Source organism: Geobacter anodireducens (assembly GCA_001628815.1).
Lineage (GTDB): Bacteria > Desulfobacterota > Desulfuromonadia > Geobacterales > Geobacteraceae > Geobacter > Geobacter anodireducens.
This window is the reverse complement of sequence record CP014963.1, coordinates 1136624-1152944: the sequence shown is the minus strand read 5'-3', so window position 1 is coordinate 1152944 and position 16321 is coordinate 1136624. Positions and strand designations below refer to the sequence as shown.

Genomic DNA, 16321 nt, shown 5'->3' with positions numbered 1-16321 from the left:
TGATGATCTCAGACTCCAGGGCCGGGGGACAGGTACCTGACGGCCCAGGCGGCGATGATGCCGGCGGCATAGCGGGCGTCCTCCTCGGCCAGGAGCAGATGGTCGGCCCGGTCCAGGGCTACCAGGCTCCTGGGCTGGGGAGCCAGGGAGAAGATCCGCTCGGCATGGTGGAAGCCAACTACCTGGTCGTCGGGGGCGTGGAGTATGAGGAGCGGCACGCCGAGGGCGGCAATGGTGTCATCCAGGCGGACGCCGGTCACGTCGTCCAGGAATGACCGGCCGAGGCGGAATGGCCGGCCCGCCACCATGACCCGGGCCGAGCCGTTCTGCGCCAGTTCGTCCTCCTTGCCGGTGAAGAGGTGGCGCAGCCCCGCCGGGCTCGCCGGTGAGCCGATGACCACAACCGCCCGGCAGCCCGCGATGCTTCCGGCCGCGGCAAGGCAGGTGGTGCCGCCCAGGGAATGGCCCATGAGCAGGCGGGGCGCGGCATGGGAGCGCTCCAGGAACGAGGCCGCCGCCCGCAGATCGTCCACGGTGGAGGTGAAACCGGTTTCGCTGAAGTCCCCCCCGCTCTCCCCGAGCCCCGTGAAGTCGAAGCGGAGCACGCCGATCCCCTGCTCCGTGAGCACCCGGTTGATGGCGACCACGGACTTCAGTTCCTTGGAGCAGGTGAAGCAGTGGGCAAAGAGGGCGAAGGCGACCGGTTCCCGCCCCTCCGGCAGATCGAGGATGCCGGCGAGTTCCGCGCCGCGGCCGCCAGGAAAACGGAGGCGGCGCGAGATCATTCCTTCTCCCCCTCGCCGGCCCGGTCGAGTACGAGCGAGGCCGAGTTGATGCAGTAGCGCCGGCCGGTGGGGGCCGGGCCGTCCGGGAACAGGTGCCCCAGGTGGGCGCCGCAGGAGGCGCAGTGGACCTCGGTCCGGTGCATGAAGAAACTCCGGTCCTCCTCGCTCTCTACCCCGGCCCCGTCCACGGGGGCGGTAAAGCTGGGCCAGCCGGTGCCGGAGTCGAACTTGTCCGCGGAATCGAACAGGGGCGCGCCGCAGCAGACGCAGCGGTAGATCCCCCTGTCGTGGCAGTCCCAGTAGGCGCCGGTGAAGGCCGGCTCGGTCCCCTTGCGGCGGGTGACCTCGTACTGCTCCGGGGTCAACTGCCCGCGCCACTGGGCATCGGTTTTCTCGATCTTCCTTTTCATGATGCGCCTCCGTGCTCCCTGCGCCTTAGCCCAGCTTCCTTCCCGCCCGGCGGAGCAGGATCGAGTTGGTCACCACCGACACCGAGGAAAAGGCCATGGCAAGCCCGGCGAATTCGGGCCGGAGCGTGATCCCCAGCGGATAGTAGAGGACCCCGGCGGCCACGGGGATGCCGAGGATGTTGTAGAACAGGGCCCAGAAGAGATTCTGCTTCACCTTGGCCAGGGTCGCCCGCCCCAGGCGGATGGCGCGCACGGCATCCATGAGGTCGTCCCGCACCAGGATCACGTCGCCGGTCTCCTTGGCCACGTCGGTGCCGCCGCCGATGGCGATCCCCACGTCGGCCCGGGCCAGGGCCGGGGCATCGTTGATCCCGTCGCCCACCATGGCAGTGAAGTACCCCTTTGCCTGGTACTCCCGCACGATTTCCTCCTTGCGGCCCGGCAGGACTTCGGCCTCGAAGCTGTCAACCCCCGCCTCCCGGGCCACGGCGGCCGCCACCTCCCGGTGGTCGCCGGTGATCATGCAGGTGGCGATCCCCATCCGCTTCAGCTCGGCCACGGCCCGGGGCGAGCTCTCCTTGAGCCGGTCGGCCAGGGCCGCCACCCCCAGCAGGCGTCCCGCTTCGGCCACGAGGATGAGCGATTTCCCCTCCCCGGCCAGCCGGGATGCGGCCTGCTCCAGGGGCGAAGTGTCGATGCCCGCCCCGGCCAGGAACCGGGCGCTGCCGGCCGTGACCGGTTCGCCGTCCAGGACGCAGGCCACGCCTCCCCCTTCGGTCTCCCGGTAGTCGGCCACCGGGGCCGGCACCACGCCCCGCCCGGCGGCACCGCTCACCGCCGCCTGGGCCAGGGGATGGTTCGAGCGCGATTCGGCCGCGGCCAGCACCGCCAGCAGGCGCTCTTCCGTCACCCCCGGCGCCGGCACCAGGTCGGTGAGGGAGGGTTCGCCTCGGGTGAGGGTGCCGGTCTTGTCCAGCAGAATCGCCTGGACCCGGGAGATGTTCTCCAGCACCGAGCCCCGCTTGACCAGAATCCCCCGCGACAGCCCCACCCCGCTCCCCACCATGATGGCGGTGGGGGTGGCGAGGCCCATGGCGCAGGGGCAGGCGATGACCACCACGGAGATGGCCAGTTTGAAGGCAAAAAGGAACTCCTGGTGGAGCCCCCAGAACCAGAGGGCGAACGTGAGGGCCGACAGGGCGATCACCACCGGCACGAAGACCCCGGACACCCGGTCGGCGAAGCGCTGGATCGGCGCCTTGTCCGCCTGGGCCTCCCGCACCATCCGCACGATCTGGGAGAGAAGCGTTTCCTCGCCGATCCTGGTGGCCCGCACCAGGAGCACGCCGCTGCGGTTCACCGTAGCGCCGGTGACCGCGGCCCCCGGTCCCTTGTCCGCCGGGATCGACTCGCCGGTCACCATGGACTCGTCCACCGACGAGGTCCCCTCCACCACCTCCCCGTCCACGGGGATCGTCTCGCCCGGCCGCACCCGCACCAGATCGCCCACCCGCACCGCCGACGCGGGGACTTCCCGCTCCTGGTCGCCGGTCACCAGCCGCGCCTTATCCGCTTGGAGCCGCAGGAGCTTTTTCAGGGCTTCCCCCGCCTTGCCCCGGGCCCGGCTTCCAGGTACTTGCCCAGGCGGATGAAGGCGATGAGCATGGCCGAGGTTTCGAAGAACACGTGGCCGCCATGCTCGCCAAAAGCCCCGAAAAAGGCGAACAGGGAGTAGAAATAGGCGGCCGAGGTGCCCAGGGCCACCAGCACGTCCATGTTGGCGCTCCGGTTTTTCAGGGCGAACCAGCTCCCCCGGTAGAAGGTGAGGCCGGCCGAAAACTGGACCGCACTGGCCAGGACCAGGTTCATCCAGCCCACGGCCCGGTTGTCGTGGAGGGTCATGGTGGCCATGATGGGAAGCGAGAGCAGAAGACTGGCAATGAACCAGTTGCGCTGACCCTTCAACTCCGCGGCGGCCTCCCCCCCCTCTGCTTCGGGCTCCACGGGGGTGTATCCCGCGGCCACCACCAGGGCGAAAATGTCCGCCTTGCCCAGGCGGGAGGGATCGAACCGGACCAGGGCCTCCTCCTGGGCCAGGTTCACCACGGCGGCGGACACGGCCGGGTCGGCCAGGAGCTTTTTCTCCAGGTTTGCCACGCAGGAGGCGCAGTGGAGCCCCCGCACGCCGAAACGCAGCTCCCCGGCCGTCGTGCGCACCACGCCGTAGCCCAGGGCCTCCACCCGCGCCGCCACGGCATCCTCGTCGACCACCCGCTCGTCGAACTCCACGGACAGCTCGGCAGTGGCAAAGTTGACCAGGGCCGAGGCAATGCCCGCCACGCCGCCCAGTTCCTTCTCGATCCGGGCCGCGCACCCGGCGCAGCTCATGCCGGTGATGGGTAACAAGACCTTACGCATTCGGATGTCCCTCCGTCAGATATCCCCGCAGCTCGGCCGCGCAGATCTTCACCACTGCCGCCGCCGGCACCGCCAGCACGACCCCCCAGAAGCCCATGAGCTCGCCCATGGCCATGAGGACAAAGATAACCGCCAGGGGGTTGAGCCGCAAGGTCCCCCGCATGAGGAGGGGCTTGATCAGGTTTCCCTCTATGATAACGCTGATCACGAAATATGCCGCGCAGACCAGGGGAATCACCGACACGTCGCCGGTTTCCGCATAGCCGATCAGGGCCGGCGGGATCACCGCCACCATCACCCCCGCGAAGGGGACCACCGACGCGAACCCCGCCACCAGGCCGTTGAGCAGGGGAAACTCGATGCCGATGGCATAGAGGGCCAGGGCCGACAGAATCCCCACGAGAAGGCAGTCCAGCAACTGCGCCAGGATGAAGCGCTCCAGGGAATGCTTGATCCGCCCGCCCACCTGCCGGAACGACGGCCGCTCCCGGTGGGGGACGAACCGGAGAATCAGATCCTTCACGAAATCCTTGTAGTAGAGCATGAAGAAGACGAGGATCGGGGCGAGCACCAGGTTGAAGAGCCCGAAAACGGCCCGCGTGAGCTGCTGGTATCCCTTGCCCGTGAGCTCAAGGGCAAGCTTCTTCAGGGACTCCTCGGCCCGGGCGATGAGCCAGGCCCCCTCCTCGCCGCCGTAATAGGGAGTGAGGCGCCCCTTCCACGTCTCCATGACCAGTTGCAGGTTGTCCACGTAACGGGGGACCGCCCGGGGGAAGGCCTCCAACTGGTGGCTGAGATAAGGGATCAGGAGGATCAGGGCCAGGAAGATCCCCACGGCAATGGCGAGATAGAGCACGGCAATGGCCGGCAGCCGCCCCAGCCCCCTGGCCTCCAGGAATTTCATGGCCGGATTGAGGAGATAGGCGATGACCAGCGAGGTGAGGACCGCCGACAGGGAGTGGCCGGCGAAATGGCCCGCCAGGAGCACCAGCCCGAAGGTTATGGCCAGGGACCAGGTGATATGGGCCGCGTCGCGGGGGCGCACCGCCTAGCTCCGGAAATCGCCGCGGCGGAGGTGGTCGGCGGCGGCGCGCACGGCAGCGGCAATGGGAATGGCCAGCAGGATGCCCCAGAAGCCCATGAGCTCGCCGAACACCATGACCGCGATGATGGTCACCAGGGGGTTCAGGTCCATGGACTCCTTGAAGACCAGCGGCTTCACCAGGTAGCCCTCGAGGAAGTAGATGACCGAGAAGGCGGCGAGCACCTGGAGGAGCACCATGCCGCTCTCGTACTGGATATAGGCGAAAAACAGGGGCGGCAGGGTCGCCAGGATGACCCCGATGAAGGGAAGGACCGAGGCGAGTCCAGCAAAGATGCCGTTGACGATGGGATAGTCGATGCCGATGACGAAGAGCGCCACCGTGGACAGGACCGCCACGATGACCGAGACCATGAGCTGGCCGCGGATATAGCCGCCGATGCTCCCGTTGACCTCCCGCCCCAGGGCCAGGATGACCTCGCGGCGGGACGCGGGGAGCCACGCCGCCGTTGTCTCCATGAACTCCTTCTTGTACCAGAGCATGAAGAACACGAGGATCGGCGCGAGCACCAGGTTGAAGAGATTGAAGACGAGCCCCTCGGCCGCGGCGTAGACCCCGGCGCCGAGCTTGGCCAGCAGCTTGTCGGCCTGGCCGGCGGCCGTTTCGAAGAGCCAGCGCCACTCATCCGCCGCATAGGGAGGGACTGTCCGGCTCTTCCAGGCGAGCACGATCTGCTTGCCCTTCTGGAGATAGGCGGGGAGCCCGGCGATGAACGCCTCCCAGCGCATGCTGAGAAACGGCACGAGCACGATGAAGAAAAAGACGGAAAAGACCGCGAGAAGCGCGTAGAGAAAGAGGATGCCCCAGGGGCGGCGCACGCCGCGGCGCTCCATCGCCACCAGGAGTGGATCCAGGAGATAGGCGGTGACAAAGGACAGGAGAAAGCAGGAGACCGTATGCCTGATCGCATAGCCTGCGGCGATCAGCGCCCCGCCCGCCAGCAGCGCCGCCACGACCCTGTTCATCGCCGGTTGTTTGTCAGCCATCGCCTGCTCCTGTGGGGCGCCGGAGGTCGGCACCTCAGAAATCCTCCTCTTCGGCGCCGAAGAGATCGTTCTCCTCCAGCCACCGCCGGGCCCGGTCGGAGATGAGCTCCTCCTTCATGGCCATGTAGCGGTCGAATTCCTCGGGATAGAACGACAGGATCTCGTCCAGCCGGCCGTAGGGCTTTTTCCCTTCGAAGGAACGCAGCAGCATCCCCTTGAGGCTCGCATTGTCGAGCCCCCTGATGAACTCGTGGAGCAGCAGCCGCTCCTGCTCGTAATCAAAGCCGGGGATGCGGAGGAAACGGTCCTCGCTCTCTTCCATTTCCAGCCAGAAATCGTCATCGTCGAAATCGGACGGCACGGCAAAGATATCGCCCGTTTCCCTGTCGAGAAAATAGGCCAGCATCGTTTCCGGATTTTCGAACGCCTCCAGAAGATCATCCCAGAGTATTTCAATGTCTCGCATGAATCCCATGGTCACCTTACGCCTCGCCCGCCTCAACGCGCCTTTACCTTTGGCGGCCTTTCGATTATAGTGCCGCCATGCGCGCAATCTTCATCGCCGACGCCCACCTGCGGCAACCGGGGGACGAAAACTACCGGCTGCTCATGGAGTTCCTGGCCGGACTCCGGGGCAACGTCGACACCCTCTACATTCTCGGTGACCTGTTCGAGTTCTGGATCGGCTACGATCCGGTCCCCTTCACCCACTACCTCCCCCTGCTCGACCGGCTGCGGGAACTGGTCGACAGCGGAGTCCGGATCGAGTACTTCGAGGGGAACCACGATTTCCACATGGGGCCGTTTTTCACGGAGACGCTCCGGGCAACGGTCCACCCGGGCCCCGCCGTGGTCGACATCCGGGGGGAACGGTTCTATCTCTGCCACGGGGACGAGGTCAACCGGAAGGACTATCCCTACCGGCTCCTGCGGTTCATTCTCCACAGCCCCCTGACGCGGGTGGCCACCCGCATCGTTCCGCCCGCCGTGGCCTGCCGGATCGCCGTGGGCATGTCGCGGGAAAGCCGCAAGAACCATGGCCGGCGCCGGCACCGCTGGGACTACGCCGCCATGCTCCGGGCCTTCGCCGCCGAGCGTTTCCGGGAAGGATGCCGCGCGGTCGTTGCCGGACATTTCCACCAGCCGTTCATCGATCGCAACGACGACGGCACGGTCCTGCTCTCCCTGGGCGACTGGCTCACCCACTACACCTACGGCGAATGGATCGACGGCACCCTTTCGCTGAAGACCTACGGAACACCGTAACCCCGCCGCTAGACCCCGAACAGCTCCCGGTACCTTTTCACCCGCTCTTCCAGCGTCGGCGCCGCAATCCGGAGGCAGATCTCGTCGGGACGGTACCCCCGGCAGACCGCCGGCCGCTCGTCGTAGACGGCGCACAGCCCCCCCGCGCCCAGATGGGCACAACGCACGCCCACCGGCTTGCCCAGCGTGCTGATGTCGGGTGCGGTGCAGCAGGTCCCGCATCTGAGACAGTCCATAAAAACCCGGATCATTGGCTACGGATTTCAGGCGACCGCCGCCGCCCGTCCTATTTGAAGAAGGCCTCCAGGGCCTGCTCGCCCACGTAGGACGCCTTGATCTTCCATTTGTCCTGGTTGATGACGAGGGCAGCCAGGGCTATTTGCGGGTTGTCGGTGGGAGCATAGGCGGCGAACCAACTGTAGTGTCCCTCGGGGTCGGTGCCGTTGATGGAGCCGGTCTTGGCGGCAATGGAGACGTCCGCCAGCTTGGGACGTCCGTTGCGGTCATGGAACGCCCGGCGGGAAGTGCCGGTGGTCACGGTGGTGGACAGCATCCGCGTGAGCTGCGATGAGACCTCGGCCGTGGTCACGGTCCGCAGCGGCCGGGGCTGGTGGGTATAGGCAACCTTTCCCGACGGATCGCGGATCTCGTCTGCCAGGGAGGGGGCGAGCATGGTGCCGCCGTTGGCAACCGTGGCCATCAGCACCGCCGCATGGAGCGGTGATATCTTCACCTCGCGCCCGAGCCCGGCCCCCATGAGGCGCAGGTCGTCGTCGGTGGAGGGGTGCTCGGCCTTGCTGGGCAGGACGGGCGTGCCGGGGAGCAGCGCGTGGTTGAAGCCGAACCGCTCGGCGCAGCGAAGGACCGAATCGCGGCCCGCCACGTCGCAGGCGAGCCGGCCGAAGACCGGGTTCACCGATTTTCCCATGGCAGTGGTCAGGTCCATCTCCTGGGCGCCCCGCTTGGGCAGGTCGCTCCAGTGGCGGGAACTCTCCGAATAGAGCCCCCCCCTGAAGGGGATCACGGTGTCGGGAGAGACCTTGCCCTGTTCGAGGGCAGCGGTGGCGGTGATGATCTTGAACAGCGACGCCATGGGGTAGATGCCGTAAAACGCCTGCTGCTCCCAGCCCGGCAGGACCGAGGAATGGGCCACCATGCCAGGATCCGGCCGCTGCGCGGCTCCATTGCCACGAAAACCCCGTAGGGAACCTGGAACCGGGCCAGGACGTCCTTGACCCGCTCCTGGACCTCTTCGTTGATGGCATACACCACCGTGCCTCCGCCGGCAAGGGATGCCACGAGGCGCCCCCCTTCGGCGCGGGCCGTGGGAAAGGCGCCGGCGGCCACGCGGAAGGCGCCGTAGGTGTCCAGGTCCCTGAGGCTCAGCGTGCCCGAATGGGCCTCTTCGCGGACGCTGGAAACGGCGGGCCGGCCCGAGAGAAGGAGGGACAGCACCGGATAGGCTACCAGGAGCGCGGCAATGAGGGGAAGCAGGAAGCGGAGGCGTTTTTTGCGGGGAGGTGGTTCGTCGAGCCTCTTGAAGGCATTGCGGGAGGCGCTCTTCCTCGACGGGAGGAAGGATGAGGCAGAGAATCGCTTCTTGTTCGTTAAATGTTTAAAATCCTGCATATATGTTCATTCCGCGCGAACATCGCGGCCGGCGTCGCCGGCCCGGATGCGGGGTCACTGTGAATGGATGGCAGACTGCCGTCACTATATAGGCAAAAGACCCGCATTGTCAATGTCGGCGCCCGTTGACGGGCCGACATGAGCCATAATTAATCGGTCCCGGCCCCCTTGGCCAGGTCCTGAAGTTCACATCCCCCAGCTCCGCGGCCACGGCCCCTTCCATTCTCGTTGCCAGCCACTCCACCGCCGGGTCGAACCGCCCGTCAGCCAGGGGCATGGCCCGGCCCCTGAGCGACGCGACCAGCTCCCGGACCCGCATGTGCTCCAGCTCCCGGGCCGGCAGGTAGAGGGTTTCCCCGCCGCAGCTCTCGGCAAGCCACCCCTTGGCGACCAGCATGCCCAGGGTTTCCCGCACGGTCCGCTCCGGCACGTCGAGCCGCTCGGCCAGGCGTTCGGCGTTCCAGGGCGCCCGGTCGTGAAAAAAAGCCCGGCACACCTCCAGCAGCAGGGCCAGGGCCAGGCGCTCGCGCGCCGCGGGCTCCAGGTCGGGGATGTGGGTTTCGCGCCGGAAGGTGCGGCGATGCTGATGGGCATAGACCACCTCCACGCCGAACAGCACGATCGCCCAACTCGCATAGAGCCAGATCATGAAGACCGGCAGCACGGCGAGGGTGCCGTAAATGGCATTGTATTTGGCCACCCCCACCTGAAAGTGGATATATCCCCACTGGGCGGCCTGCCAGAGCGTGCCGGCGATGACCCCGCCCACCAGGGCCGAGCGGAAGCGCACCTTGGCATTGGGGATGAGCATGTAGAGGAAGACAAGGGCGAGCCAGATGCTGAGATAGGGGACCAGCCGGAAAACCGCCACCAGCACGTCTCCCAGGTAGGCGGTACCGATCAGCCACAGGACCGCCTTCTGGCTCTCGAGGGTTGTGGTGACGCTGATGGCGGCGAAGATCAGGATCGGACCGAACACCACCACGCTCAGGTAATCGCTGAACCGCCGGTAGAGCGACCGGGTTTCCCGCACCCCCCAGATGGAGTTGAAGGTTTCCTCGATGTTCCCCAGCAGGGTGACGGCCGACACCACGAGGGTCACCAGGCCCACGGCGCCCAGGGAGCCGACCTTGGTGTTGTTGATGTAGGTAATGATGCGGTCGACGATTTCATGGGACCCTGCCGCGACCTGATCGAGAATGAAGGGTTCCAGGGTGTTCTGCACCCCCAGCCCCTTGAGGACCGCGAAGGCAAGGGCAAAGAAGGGAACGATCGACAGGAGCGTGGAATAGGTCAGGGCCGAGGCGTGCAGCAGGCACTGGTCGTCCACGAAGTTGCCCACGGCGGCCACCGCCGCCTGGAGCGCGGCCACCAGCCGGCCGCGGACCGGCCCGAGCCCGTCGGTGTCCATGGCCCGGAACGCATCCAGATAGCGGGTGATTGTACTCTTTGGTCCCTGCTCCATCCGCGTCCCCCGCCCTGCCGGAGTGCGCACGAAAAAGCCCACGCGGGGTGGGCTGGTTCGTGCGGCGCCGGGAGTGGCTACATCTCCTTGAACTTCTCCCGCTCCCGGTCCATGGCTTCCTTCCCCGCCTCGATGGCGGAGCTGATGATGGTCTTCTTCTCGGTAATGAGGTCCTTGGTCTCCTCGTAGGTGTCCTTGATCTTGGACTGGGCCTCTTTCGTGAAGCCCTTGATCTTGTCGAGGGCCTCATCGGTCAGATCCATGATGTTTTCGCGCATCTCCCTGCCGGTCTTGGGTGCGAGCAGAAGCCCCAGGCCCGCCCCCACCGCGGCTCCGGCCAGGAATGACAGGAATACCGTTCCGACGCTCGTTCCTCTTTCTTCTGACATACGAATTACCCCCTTTTCTTGATGAGTCGTTCCATGAGGTACTTTCCGGCCACCCGGGCGCCGGTGCTCCAGGCGGAGGAGGCCGCTGCCGCGTGGGCAACGCTGCCGATGACGGCATTGATGGTCCGGATGTTGCGCCCGGTGTCGCCCACGGCTTCCATGAATTCCTTCACGTCGTCCACCCGCTCGGCAACCCCCTCGGTGACGACCTTCAGCTCGGCAAGGGTCTGCTGGAGCTCCTGGGTGAGGGGCTTCAACTCCTGCCCCACCTGGGCCATGACGTTCCTGAACTCTGCCGCGGTTCTCCTGATCTCCACCAGCGTCGGAATGAGAAACGCCACCAGCACAACCAGTGCGCAGGCCATTACCAGTACGGCAAGTGCGCCAATGCTCATGAAGTCGACCCTCCACGGTCTTAATGGGAAACAGTATAGTGCACGGGACGGGGATTGCAAGGAGCCCACCTGCCGACAGGCCCCGGCCCCGGCCGCCGTTGCTGCTGCTTTAGCGTGCGGTTAACTATAGCCAACGGTCCTTGCTTTTGCAAACGAATTGCTCATTGTTTACGCAGATACGGAAGCTTGGCGGCAAAATCCGGTTGACAAACCGGCAGGGGCTTCCGTATCCTTCACCAAAAGAGAATAGTAGACCTTCTTATCAAGAGTGGTGGAGGGAAAGGCCCTGTGAAACCACAGCAACCGGTCCGGCAGCGGACGCCAGGTGCTAAATCCTGCCCGAAAGGGAGCGATGAGAGGGAGCTTGAGACCAGCGACACGTACAGGCCCCTTCCCGTTTCCGGGGGGGGCCTTTCGTTTTCGCCGCCGCGCGCACGCGCCCATGGGGAATCATGTCCGTCGGCATCGTCGAAGAACAATCCGTCACCTTTGCAACGGATCTCAGGCTGGAAAGCGGCCGGATACTGGGGCCCATCACCCTGGCCTACGAGACCTACGGCCGGCTGAACGCCGAGCGGTCCAACGCCATCCTGGTGGCCCACGCCTGGACCGGCAATGCCCATCTGGCGGGCAGGCACGGCGAAGACGACCCCAAGCCGGGCTGGTGGGACGCCATCGTCGGCCCGGGCCGGCTCCTGGACACCGACCGCTGGTTCGTCATCTGCTCCAACGTCATCGGTTCCTGCTACGGCTCAACCGGCCCCGCCTCCATCAACCCGAAGACCGGCAAGCGCTACAACCTCTCCTTCCCGGTCATCACCGTGCGGGACATGGTACGGGCCCAGGCCCTGCTGCTGGACCACCTGGGCATCGACCGGCTCCTGACCGTCCTCGGCGGGAGCATGGGCGGGATGCAGGCCCTGGAATGGGCAACCCAGTTCCCGGACCGGGTCCGCTCGGCCATCGCCCTCGCCACCACGAGCCGTCCGTCGCCCCAGGCCATCTCCCTGAACGCCGTGGCCCGCTGGGCCATCTTCAACGATCCGTCCTGGAAAAAGGGGGAGTACCGGAAAAACCCCAAGGACGGCCTGGCGCTTGCCCGGGGTATCGGCCACATCACGTTCCTCTCCGACGAATCCATGTGGCAGAAGTTCGGCCGCCGCTACTCGGCCCGGGACGGCCTGTTCGACTTCTTCGGCCAGTTCGAGGTGGAACGCTACCTCACCTACAACGGCTACAATTTCGTGGACCGCTTCGACACCAACTCGTTCCTCTACCTGGCCAAGGCCCTGGATATGTACGACGTGGCCTGGGGGTACGAGTCGCTGGAGGACGCGCTCAGCCGCGTCGCGGCCCCGATCCAGTTCTTCGCCTTCACCTCCGACTGGCTCTACCCCCCCTACCAGACCGAGGAGATGGCCACCACGCTCCGGGCCCTGGGCAAGGAGGCCGAATACCACCTGATCCCCTCGGCCTACGGCCATGACGCCTTCCTCCTGGAGCACGAAACCTTCGCGCCCATGGTGCGGGACTTCCTGGCCCGCGTGGAGCGGGGCTAGGCCTCCGCACACAAAAAAACCCGGCGATCGTCCGCCGGGTTCCGCTCACGCGCCGGTGATCCGCCGGTAGAGCTCCAGGTAGGCCTCCGTCTCCCGCTCCGGGGAAAAACGCTCCCGCACCAGCTCCCGTCCCTGTTCGCCGAGGCGCCGGCCCAGTGCTGGATTGCGGAGCAGGTCCCGGGCACGGTCCAGGAATTCCCGCTCGCCCCGGAACAGGAAACCGGTGGCCCCTTCCTTCACCACCGAGCGGTTGCCGTCGATGTACGACGCCAGGACCGGCGTGCCGAAGGCCAGGGCCTCCAGGACGCTGTTCGCCATCCCCCCCTCGAAGATCGAGCTGTTGATGACCACGTCGGCCCGGTGGAACAGGGCGCCGATGGCGCCGCGCCCCACTTCGCCCAGGTAGCGGGCAAAGGGATGGCGGTCCATGGCCTCCAGTGTTGCGGCGCCGTACTCCCGGTCCAGGATCGGCCCGGCCAGCAGGAAGCGGACCCGCGGGTCCTCCCGGTGGAGCTCCGCCAGGGGACCGAGGGCGAAGGCCGCATTCTTGACCGGCCGCAGTCCGGCCGGCAGGAAGAAGACGAACTCGCCCCCCTCGAACCGCTCTTCCCCCCACTCGAACTCTTCCCCGGGCAGTTCCACCCCCTGGGGGATGACCGCCATCGTTTCGGCCAGGGAAGGATGATGATCAAGCACCCGGCACCGGACGCACTTGTGGAACGCCGCCACCGCGGCGGCATCGCGCAGGACCGCCAGGGTATCCCGGCGCCGGGCGTCCTCCAGCGCCTCATACACGTCCGAACCGGTCAGGGTGACCAGGTACGGGATGCCCGTGGCCCGGCCGGCCTCCCGGGCCACGCGCCCCCCCAGATAGGCGTGCAGGGCGTGAATCAGGTCCGGCGGATCGGCCGCGATCCGCCTCAGGATCTCCTCGGCGGGCGCGGCGTCCAGGGCGTGGACGGTCACCCCGTGCCCCGCGGCCCGGAGCTGGCGCTCGATCCGCCTGGCAGTAACGGCATTCCCCCGGACAGGGGGGTGATAATAGGGGGTAATCAGGGTGATGTTCATGGGTGGCTCGCATCCCTTCCGCAGGGTGCCGATGGTAGCCCGAACCGGCGGCGGACGCAAGGACAAAGACCCTTGCCGGGCCGCTTCCGCTCATGGTATCGTGGCCCATCTCGCAGGGAGACTCACCCCATGAAGATTACCATACTCGGCAGCGGCACCTCCACCGGCGTTCCCATGGTGGGGTGCACCTGCCCCGTCTGTTCGTCGACCGACCCGCGCGACAAGCGGACCCGCGCCTCCCTCCTCATCGAGGCGGCGGGCCGCTACATCCTGGTGGACACCTCCCCCGACCTGCGGCGCCAAGCCCTGCGGGAAAAAATCCCCCACATCGACGCGGTGCTCCTCACCCACTCCCACGCCGACCACGTGAACGGCATCGACGACCTGCGCGGATTCCACTTCATCCACCGGCGCGTGATCCCCTGCTACGGCAGCCGCGAAACCATGGACGCGGTACTGCGGAACTTCTCTTACATCTTCAAGGGGATGGAAGTGTCCGGCTATGCACCGCTGCTGGACCCCCACGTGATCCACGATCCGTTCGCCCTGTTCGGCCGGACCATCGTCCCCATCCACCTGCACCACGGCGCCATGCCCGCCACGGGCTACCGGATCGACGGGGCTGCCTACCTGACCGACTGCAGCCGCATCCCCGAATCATCCCTGGCGCTGCTGGGGGGGCTCGACCTGCTGGTGATCGACGCGCTCCGCTACACTCCCCACGAGAACCACTTCAACATCGATGGGGCGCTCGGCGTGGTTGCGGCACTGCGCCCGAAGCGGACGATCTTCACCCACCTGACCCACGAAGTGGCCTACGCCGACGGCATCCGGCTGCCGAATGGGGTGGAGTTCGCCCACGACGGAATGACCGTCACGCTCTGAGTCGTCCCCCTAGCGCATCACCCTTGAAAAACCCGTGATTTACCGATATAAGAGCATATTCGTGAACACGCTCCGGGTGACGCATCCCCTGACAGGGCAGCCATGCACAGAGACATCCGCCTCCACGGCCAGATAGACGAACGGATCGAGTACTACGCCATCGTGGCGGGTGAGGACTCGCACCAGCGTTACTTCTTCAATGCCGCGGAAGGTCCCGGGGGGGAGCTTCGCTTCTTCGCGCCCGGCAACGAATTCGTCCTGGGCCCGGGGGGCATCAGGCACGAGGGGAATGGCGGCTCCTTCTGCGAGTACATGTTCGGCGTGGACCAGCCGGTGCCGGACCTGGCCAAGGGCGACGTCATCAACCGGCTCGTCATGTACGGCGCCCGCATGGAGGAGGAGAGCGGCAACCTCGTCTTCGACGACCGAACCGGTGGCCAGCTCGGGTTCGAAAAGATGTTTTTCGAAGGCAACGCCGTGGTCAACTATTTTTTCTTCATCTCCCCGGCCCGGGTGTCCGGCCCCCTGAGACGGCAGCAGGAATCCATCGTCAGGACCATCGGCAAGACCCTCAAGCGGTCGGTCGCCGTGGGGGAGCAGGACGAAAACGCCCTCATCGCCGAGGTGCTGGCCCTGTTGGGCGATCCCACGGCCCTGTTCTTCCTCTTCAAGCTGATCAACGTCCACCACCGGGAGTACCACGACACCTTCCGGCGGCTCTACTTCAGGAACAAGAAGATCGCCGACGACGACTTCGCCATGCTCACCGCCGTTGCCGAACGCCACGGCATCGACCGTTACCAGCAGGAGCGGATCAGGATCGATGTCATGTACAAGCACCCGGCCAACCGCCGGATCGTTGACGAGTACAAGAACATCCTGATCGGCTGCCACCGCAAGGGGGAGATCAGCCGGCTCGAGAATGCCCGTCTCACTCGGCTCAAGACCCTGTCGGTCCGCAACAAGATCCCGGGCGCGCTCTTCTACACCCTGGACGAAGTCCTGAAAAACGACAAGAAGCTGGTTGCGCCCGAGGAGCAGGACTATCTCTCCGATATCCGCCAGATCCTGGAAGGAATCTTCCTGTCCGAGCGGGACATCGAGAGCGTCATCGACCGGGAGGACATGGCCCGGCTCCTGTTCGCCAAGAAGAAGGCCGCCGAAAACCGGGACCACGCCTTCGAGGAGCTGCTGCTGGACGCCAGCCGCCTCTGCGACGAAAAGATGCGCGACGGCGCCGACCTGGCCATCATCGAGGGATTCTCCTACCTGATCACCTTTTTCGACCGGTACGACACCACCTCCCAGGCCATCAACCAGTTGGCCTTCATGGAAAACGTCCGGATCACCGAAGAAATGGTCCGCAGCCTGCTGGGCAACAAGATCGCCTTCGACTCGCTCCGGGACGGCCTGTTCGACGAGCTTTTCATCGCGGGGCTCCTGGAAAACAAGTATCTGGGGCGTTACGGCCGGATGAAGATCACCACCCTGCGGCGCGGCCTGACTGAAATCGAGCAGAACCGGCTCACGGTGGCCGCCCTGATGGAGCACCTGCTGACCATCGACCAGGAGGAGCGCCTGGCGATCCTGCTCCTGTCCCACGTGCGTGACCGCATCCGGAACTTCTACTCGAAGTACACCACCAAGGCGGATCAGCAGGCCCTCAGGCGCGAGGTGAACGAGGAGCTGATCGCCAAGAAGCTCGTCGACGGGAACGTCCCGGACCGGCTCTTCGACGAAGCCATCCTCACCATCCAGAAGGAAGCGGTCTACCTCCACGGCCTCCTGCCCCGCATCATTGCCGACCGGGACACCGCCCTGCGCGAAGACTTCCTGGAAAACTCGGGCCTCGACCGCTTCTACGTGGAAGAGCTGGAGCGGGAGTACTTCGAGCTGAACGACCTGGACCTGGAGGAGCTGTACCAGATCCGAAAAGGGCTGAGCTGACCGGGCGCGCCCGCCT

At 66.0% G+C, this 16321-nt stretch carries 13 protein-coding genes, 3 pseudogenes and 1 other annotated feature; of the genes and pseudogenes, 4 read left to right on the top strand and 12 right to left on the bottom strand.

Annotation, left to right across the window (positions count from 1 at the left end):
* Positions 1-8: 8 nt before the first annotated feature.
* The 6 genes and pseudogenes from A2G06_05295 to A2G06_05270 form a co-directional block, all read right to left on the bottom strand.
* Entirely contained in the window at positions 9-785 is a 777-nt protein-coding gene (locus A2G06_05295; GenBank protein ID ANA39851.1) for a hydrolase, read from the bottom strand.
* Positions 782-1195: a peptide-methionine (R)-S-oxide reductase gene (locus tag A2G06_05290; protein ID ANA39850.1), complete on the bottom strand. Its 414-nt coding sequence runs from the start codon at positions 1193-1195 to the stop codon at positions 782-784. Before A2G06_05290 ends, A2G06_05295 begins: the two co-directional genes overlap by 4 nt.
* Positions 1196-1220: 25 nt before the next feature.
* A pseudogene (locus tag A2G06_05285) lies at positions 1221-3613 on the bottom strand (ATPase P).
* The gene (locus tag A2G06_05280) at positions 3606-4658 is read right to left on the bottom strand and encodes an AI-2E family transporter (protein ANA39849.1); all 1053 of its coding nucleotides are present in this window, start codon (positions 4656-4658) and stop codon (positions 3606-3608) included. The pseudogene A2G06_05285 and the gene A2G06_05280 overlap by 8 nt, the downstream one beginning before the upstream one ends.
* Before the next feature lie 3 nt (positions 4659-4661).
* The gene (locus A2G06_05275) at positions 4662-5702 is read right to left on the bottom strand and encodes an AI-2E family transporter (protein ID ANA39848.1); all 1041 of its coding nucleotides are present in this window, start codon (positions 5700-5702) and stop codon (positions 4662-4664) included.
* A gap of 34 nt (positions 5703-5736) precedes the next feature.
* Positions 5737-6177 (bottom strand): hypothetical protein, encoded by a 441-nt coding sequence (locus A2G06_05270; protein ID ANA39847.1) that lies wholly within the window; start codon positions 6175-6177, stop codon positions 5737-5739.
* 68 nt (positions 6178-6245) lie between these two features.
* Between A2G06_05270 and A2G06_05265 the strand changes: the two genes are divergently transcribed.
* Positions 6246-6968 (top strand): UDP-2,3-diacylglucosamine hydrolase, encoded by a 723-nt coding sequence (locus A2G06_05265; GenBank protein ID ANA39846.1) that lies wholly within the window; start codon positions 6246-6248, stop codon positions 6966-6968.
* 8 nt (positions 6969-6976) lie between these two features.
* Here the strand turns inward: A2G06_05265 and A2G06_05260 are convergent, their stop codons facing one another.
* From A2G06_05260 to A2G06_05240, 5 genes and pseudogenes are all read right to left on the bottom strand, one after another.
* A complete protein-coding gene (locus A2G06_05260; protein ANA41601.1) occupies positions 6977-7204 on the bottom strand; it encodes a hypothetical protein in 228 nt (75 codons plus the stop codon).
* 50 nt (positions 7205-7254) lie between these two features.
* Positions 7255-8597 (bottom strand): annotated as a pseudogene (locus A2G06_05255) (penicillin-binding protein).
* 175 nt (positions 8598-8772) lie between these two features.
* Positions 8773-10062: pseudogene (locus A2G06_05250) on the bottom strand (ribonuclease BN).
* Positions 10063-10139: 77 nt separating this feature from the next.
* A complete protein-coding gene (locus A2G06_05245) occupies positions 10140-10451 on the bottom strand; it encodes a hypothetical protein (GenBank protein ID ANA39845.1) in 312 nt (103 codons plus the stop codon).
* Positions 10452-10456: 5 nt separating this feature from the next.
* On the bottom strand, positions 10457-10846 hold the full coding sequence (locus tag A2G06_05240; protein ID ANA39844.1) for a hypothetical protein: 390 nt from the start codon (positions 10844-10846) through the stop codon (positions 10457-10459).
* A gap of 256 nt (positions 10847-11102) precedes the next feature.
* Positions 11103-11205: a binding site (SAM riboswitch class I), on the top strand.
* A gap of 93 nt (positions 11206-11298) precedes the next feature.
* Here A2G06_05240 and metX point away from each other — a divergent pair.
* The gene (metX, locus tag A2G06_05235) at positions 11299-12405 is read left to right on the top strand and encodes a homoserine O-acetyltransferase (protein ANA39843.1); all 1107 of its coding nucleotides are present in this window, start codon (positions 11299-11301) and stop codon (positions 12403-12405) included.
* 45 nt (positions 12406-12450) lie between these two features.
* Here the strand turns inward: metX and A2G06_05230 are convergent, their stop codons facing one another.
* A complete protein-coding gene (locus tag A2G06_05230; GenBank protein ID ANA39842.1) occupies positions 12451-13473 on the bottom strand; it encodes a glycoside hydrolase in 1023 nt (340 codons plus the stop codon).
* Between the two features lie 129 nt (positions 13474-13602).
* Between A2G06_05230 and A2G06_05225 the strand changes: the two genes are divergently transcribed.
* Positions 13603-14358, top strand: coding sequence for an MBL fold metallo-hydrolase (locus A2G06_05225; protein ANA39841.1), 756 nt, complete (start codon positions 13603-13605; stop codon positions 14356-14358).
* A 102-nt stretch (positions 14359-14460) separates the two neighbouring features.
* The gene (locus A2G06_05220; protein ANA39840.1) at positions 14461-16305 is read left to right on the top strand and encodes a TIGR04442 family protein; all 1845 of its coding nucleotides are present in this window, start codon (positions 14461-14463) and stop codon (positions 16303-16305) included.
* The last annotated feature ends 16 nt before the right edge of the window (positions 16306-16321 follow it).

Coding starts and splice junctions, on each gene's coding strand:
- A2G06_05230 (ANA39842.1), bottom strand. CDS start 13,473: ATGAACATCACCCTGATTACCCCCTATTATCACCCCCCTGTCCGGGGG.
- A2G06_05260 (ANA41601.1), bottom strand. CDS start 7,204: ATGGACTGTCTCAGATGCGGGACCTGCTGCACCGCACCCGACATCAGC.
- A2G06_05265 (ANA39846.1), top strand. CDS start 6,246: ATGCGCGCAATCTTCATCGCCGACGCCCACCTGCGGCAACCGGGGGAC.
- A2G06_05290 (ANA39850.1), bottom strand. CDS start 1,195: ATGAAAAGGAAGATCGAGAAAACCGATGCCCAGTGGCGCGGGCAGTTG.
- A2G06_05295 (ANA39851.1), bottom strand. CDS start 785: ATGATCTCGCGCCGCCTCCGTTTTCCTGGCGGCCGCGGCGCGGAACTC.
- A2G06_05245 (ANA39845.1), bottom strand. CDS start 10,451: ATGTCAGAAGAAAGAGGAACGAGCGTCGGAACGGTATTCCTGTCATTC.
- A2G06_05275 (ANA39848.1), bottom strand. CDS start 5,702: ATGGCTGACAAACAACCGGCGATGAACAGGGTCGTGGCGGCGCTGCTG.
- A2G06_05220 (ANA39840.1), top strand. CDS start 14,461: ATGCACAGAGACATCCGCCTCCACGGCCAGATAGACGAACGGATCGAG.
- A2G06_05225 (ANA39841.1), top strand. CDS start 13,603: ATGAAGATTACCATACTCGGCAGCGGCACCTCCACCGGCGTTCCCATG.
- A2G06_05240 (ANA39844.1), bottom strand. CDS start 10,846: ATGAGCATTGGCGCACTTGCCGTACTGGTAATGGCCTGCGCACTGGTT.
- A2G06_05270 (ANA39847.1), bottom strand. CDS start 6,177: ATGGGATTCATGCGAGACATTGAAATACTCTGGGATGATCTTCTGGAG.
- metX (ANA39843.1), top strand. CDS start 11,299: ATGTCCGTCGGCATCGTCGAAGAACAATCCGTCACCTTTGCAACGGAT.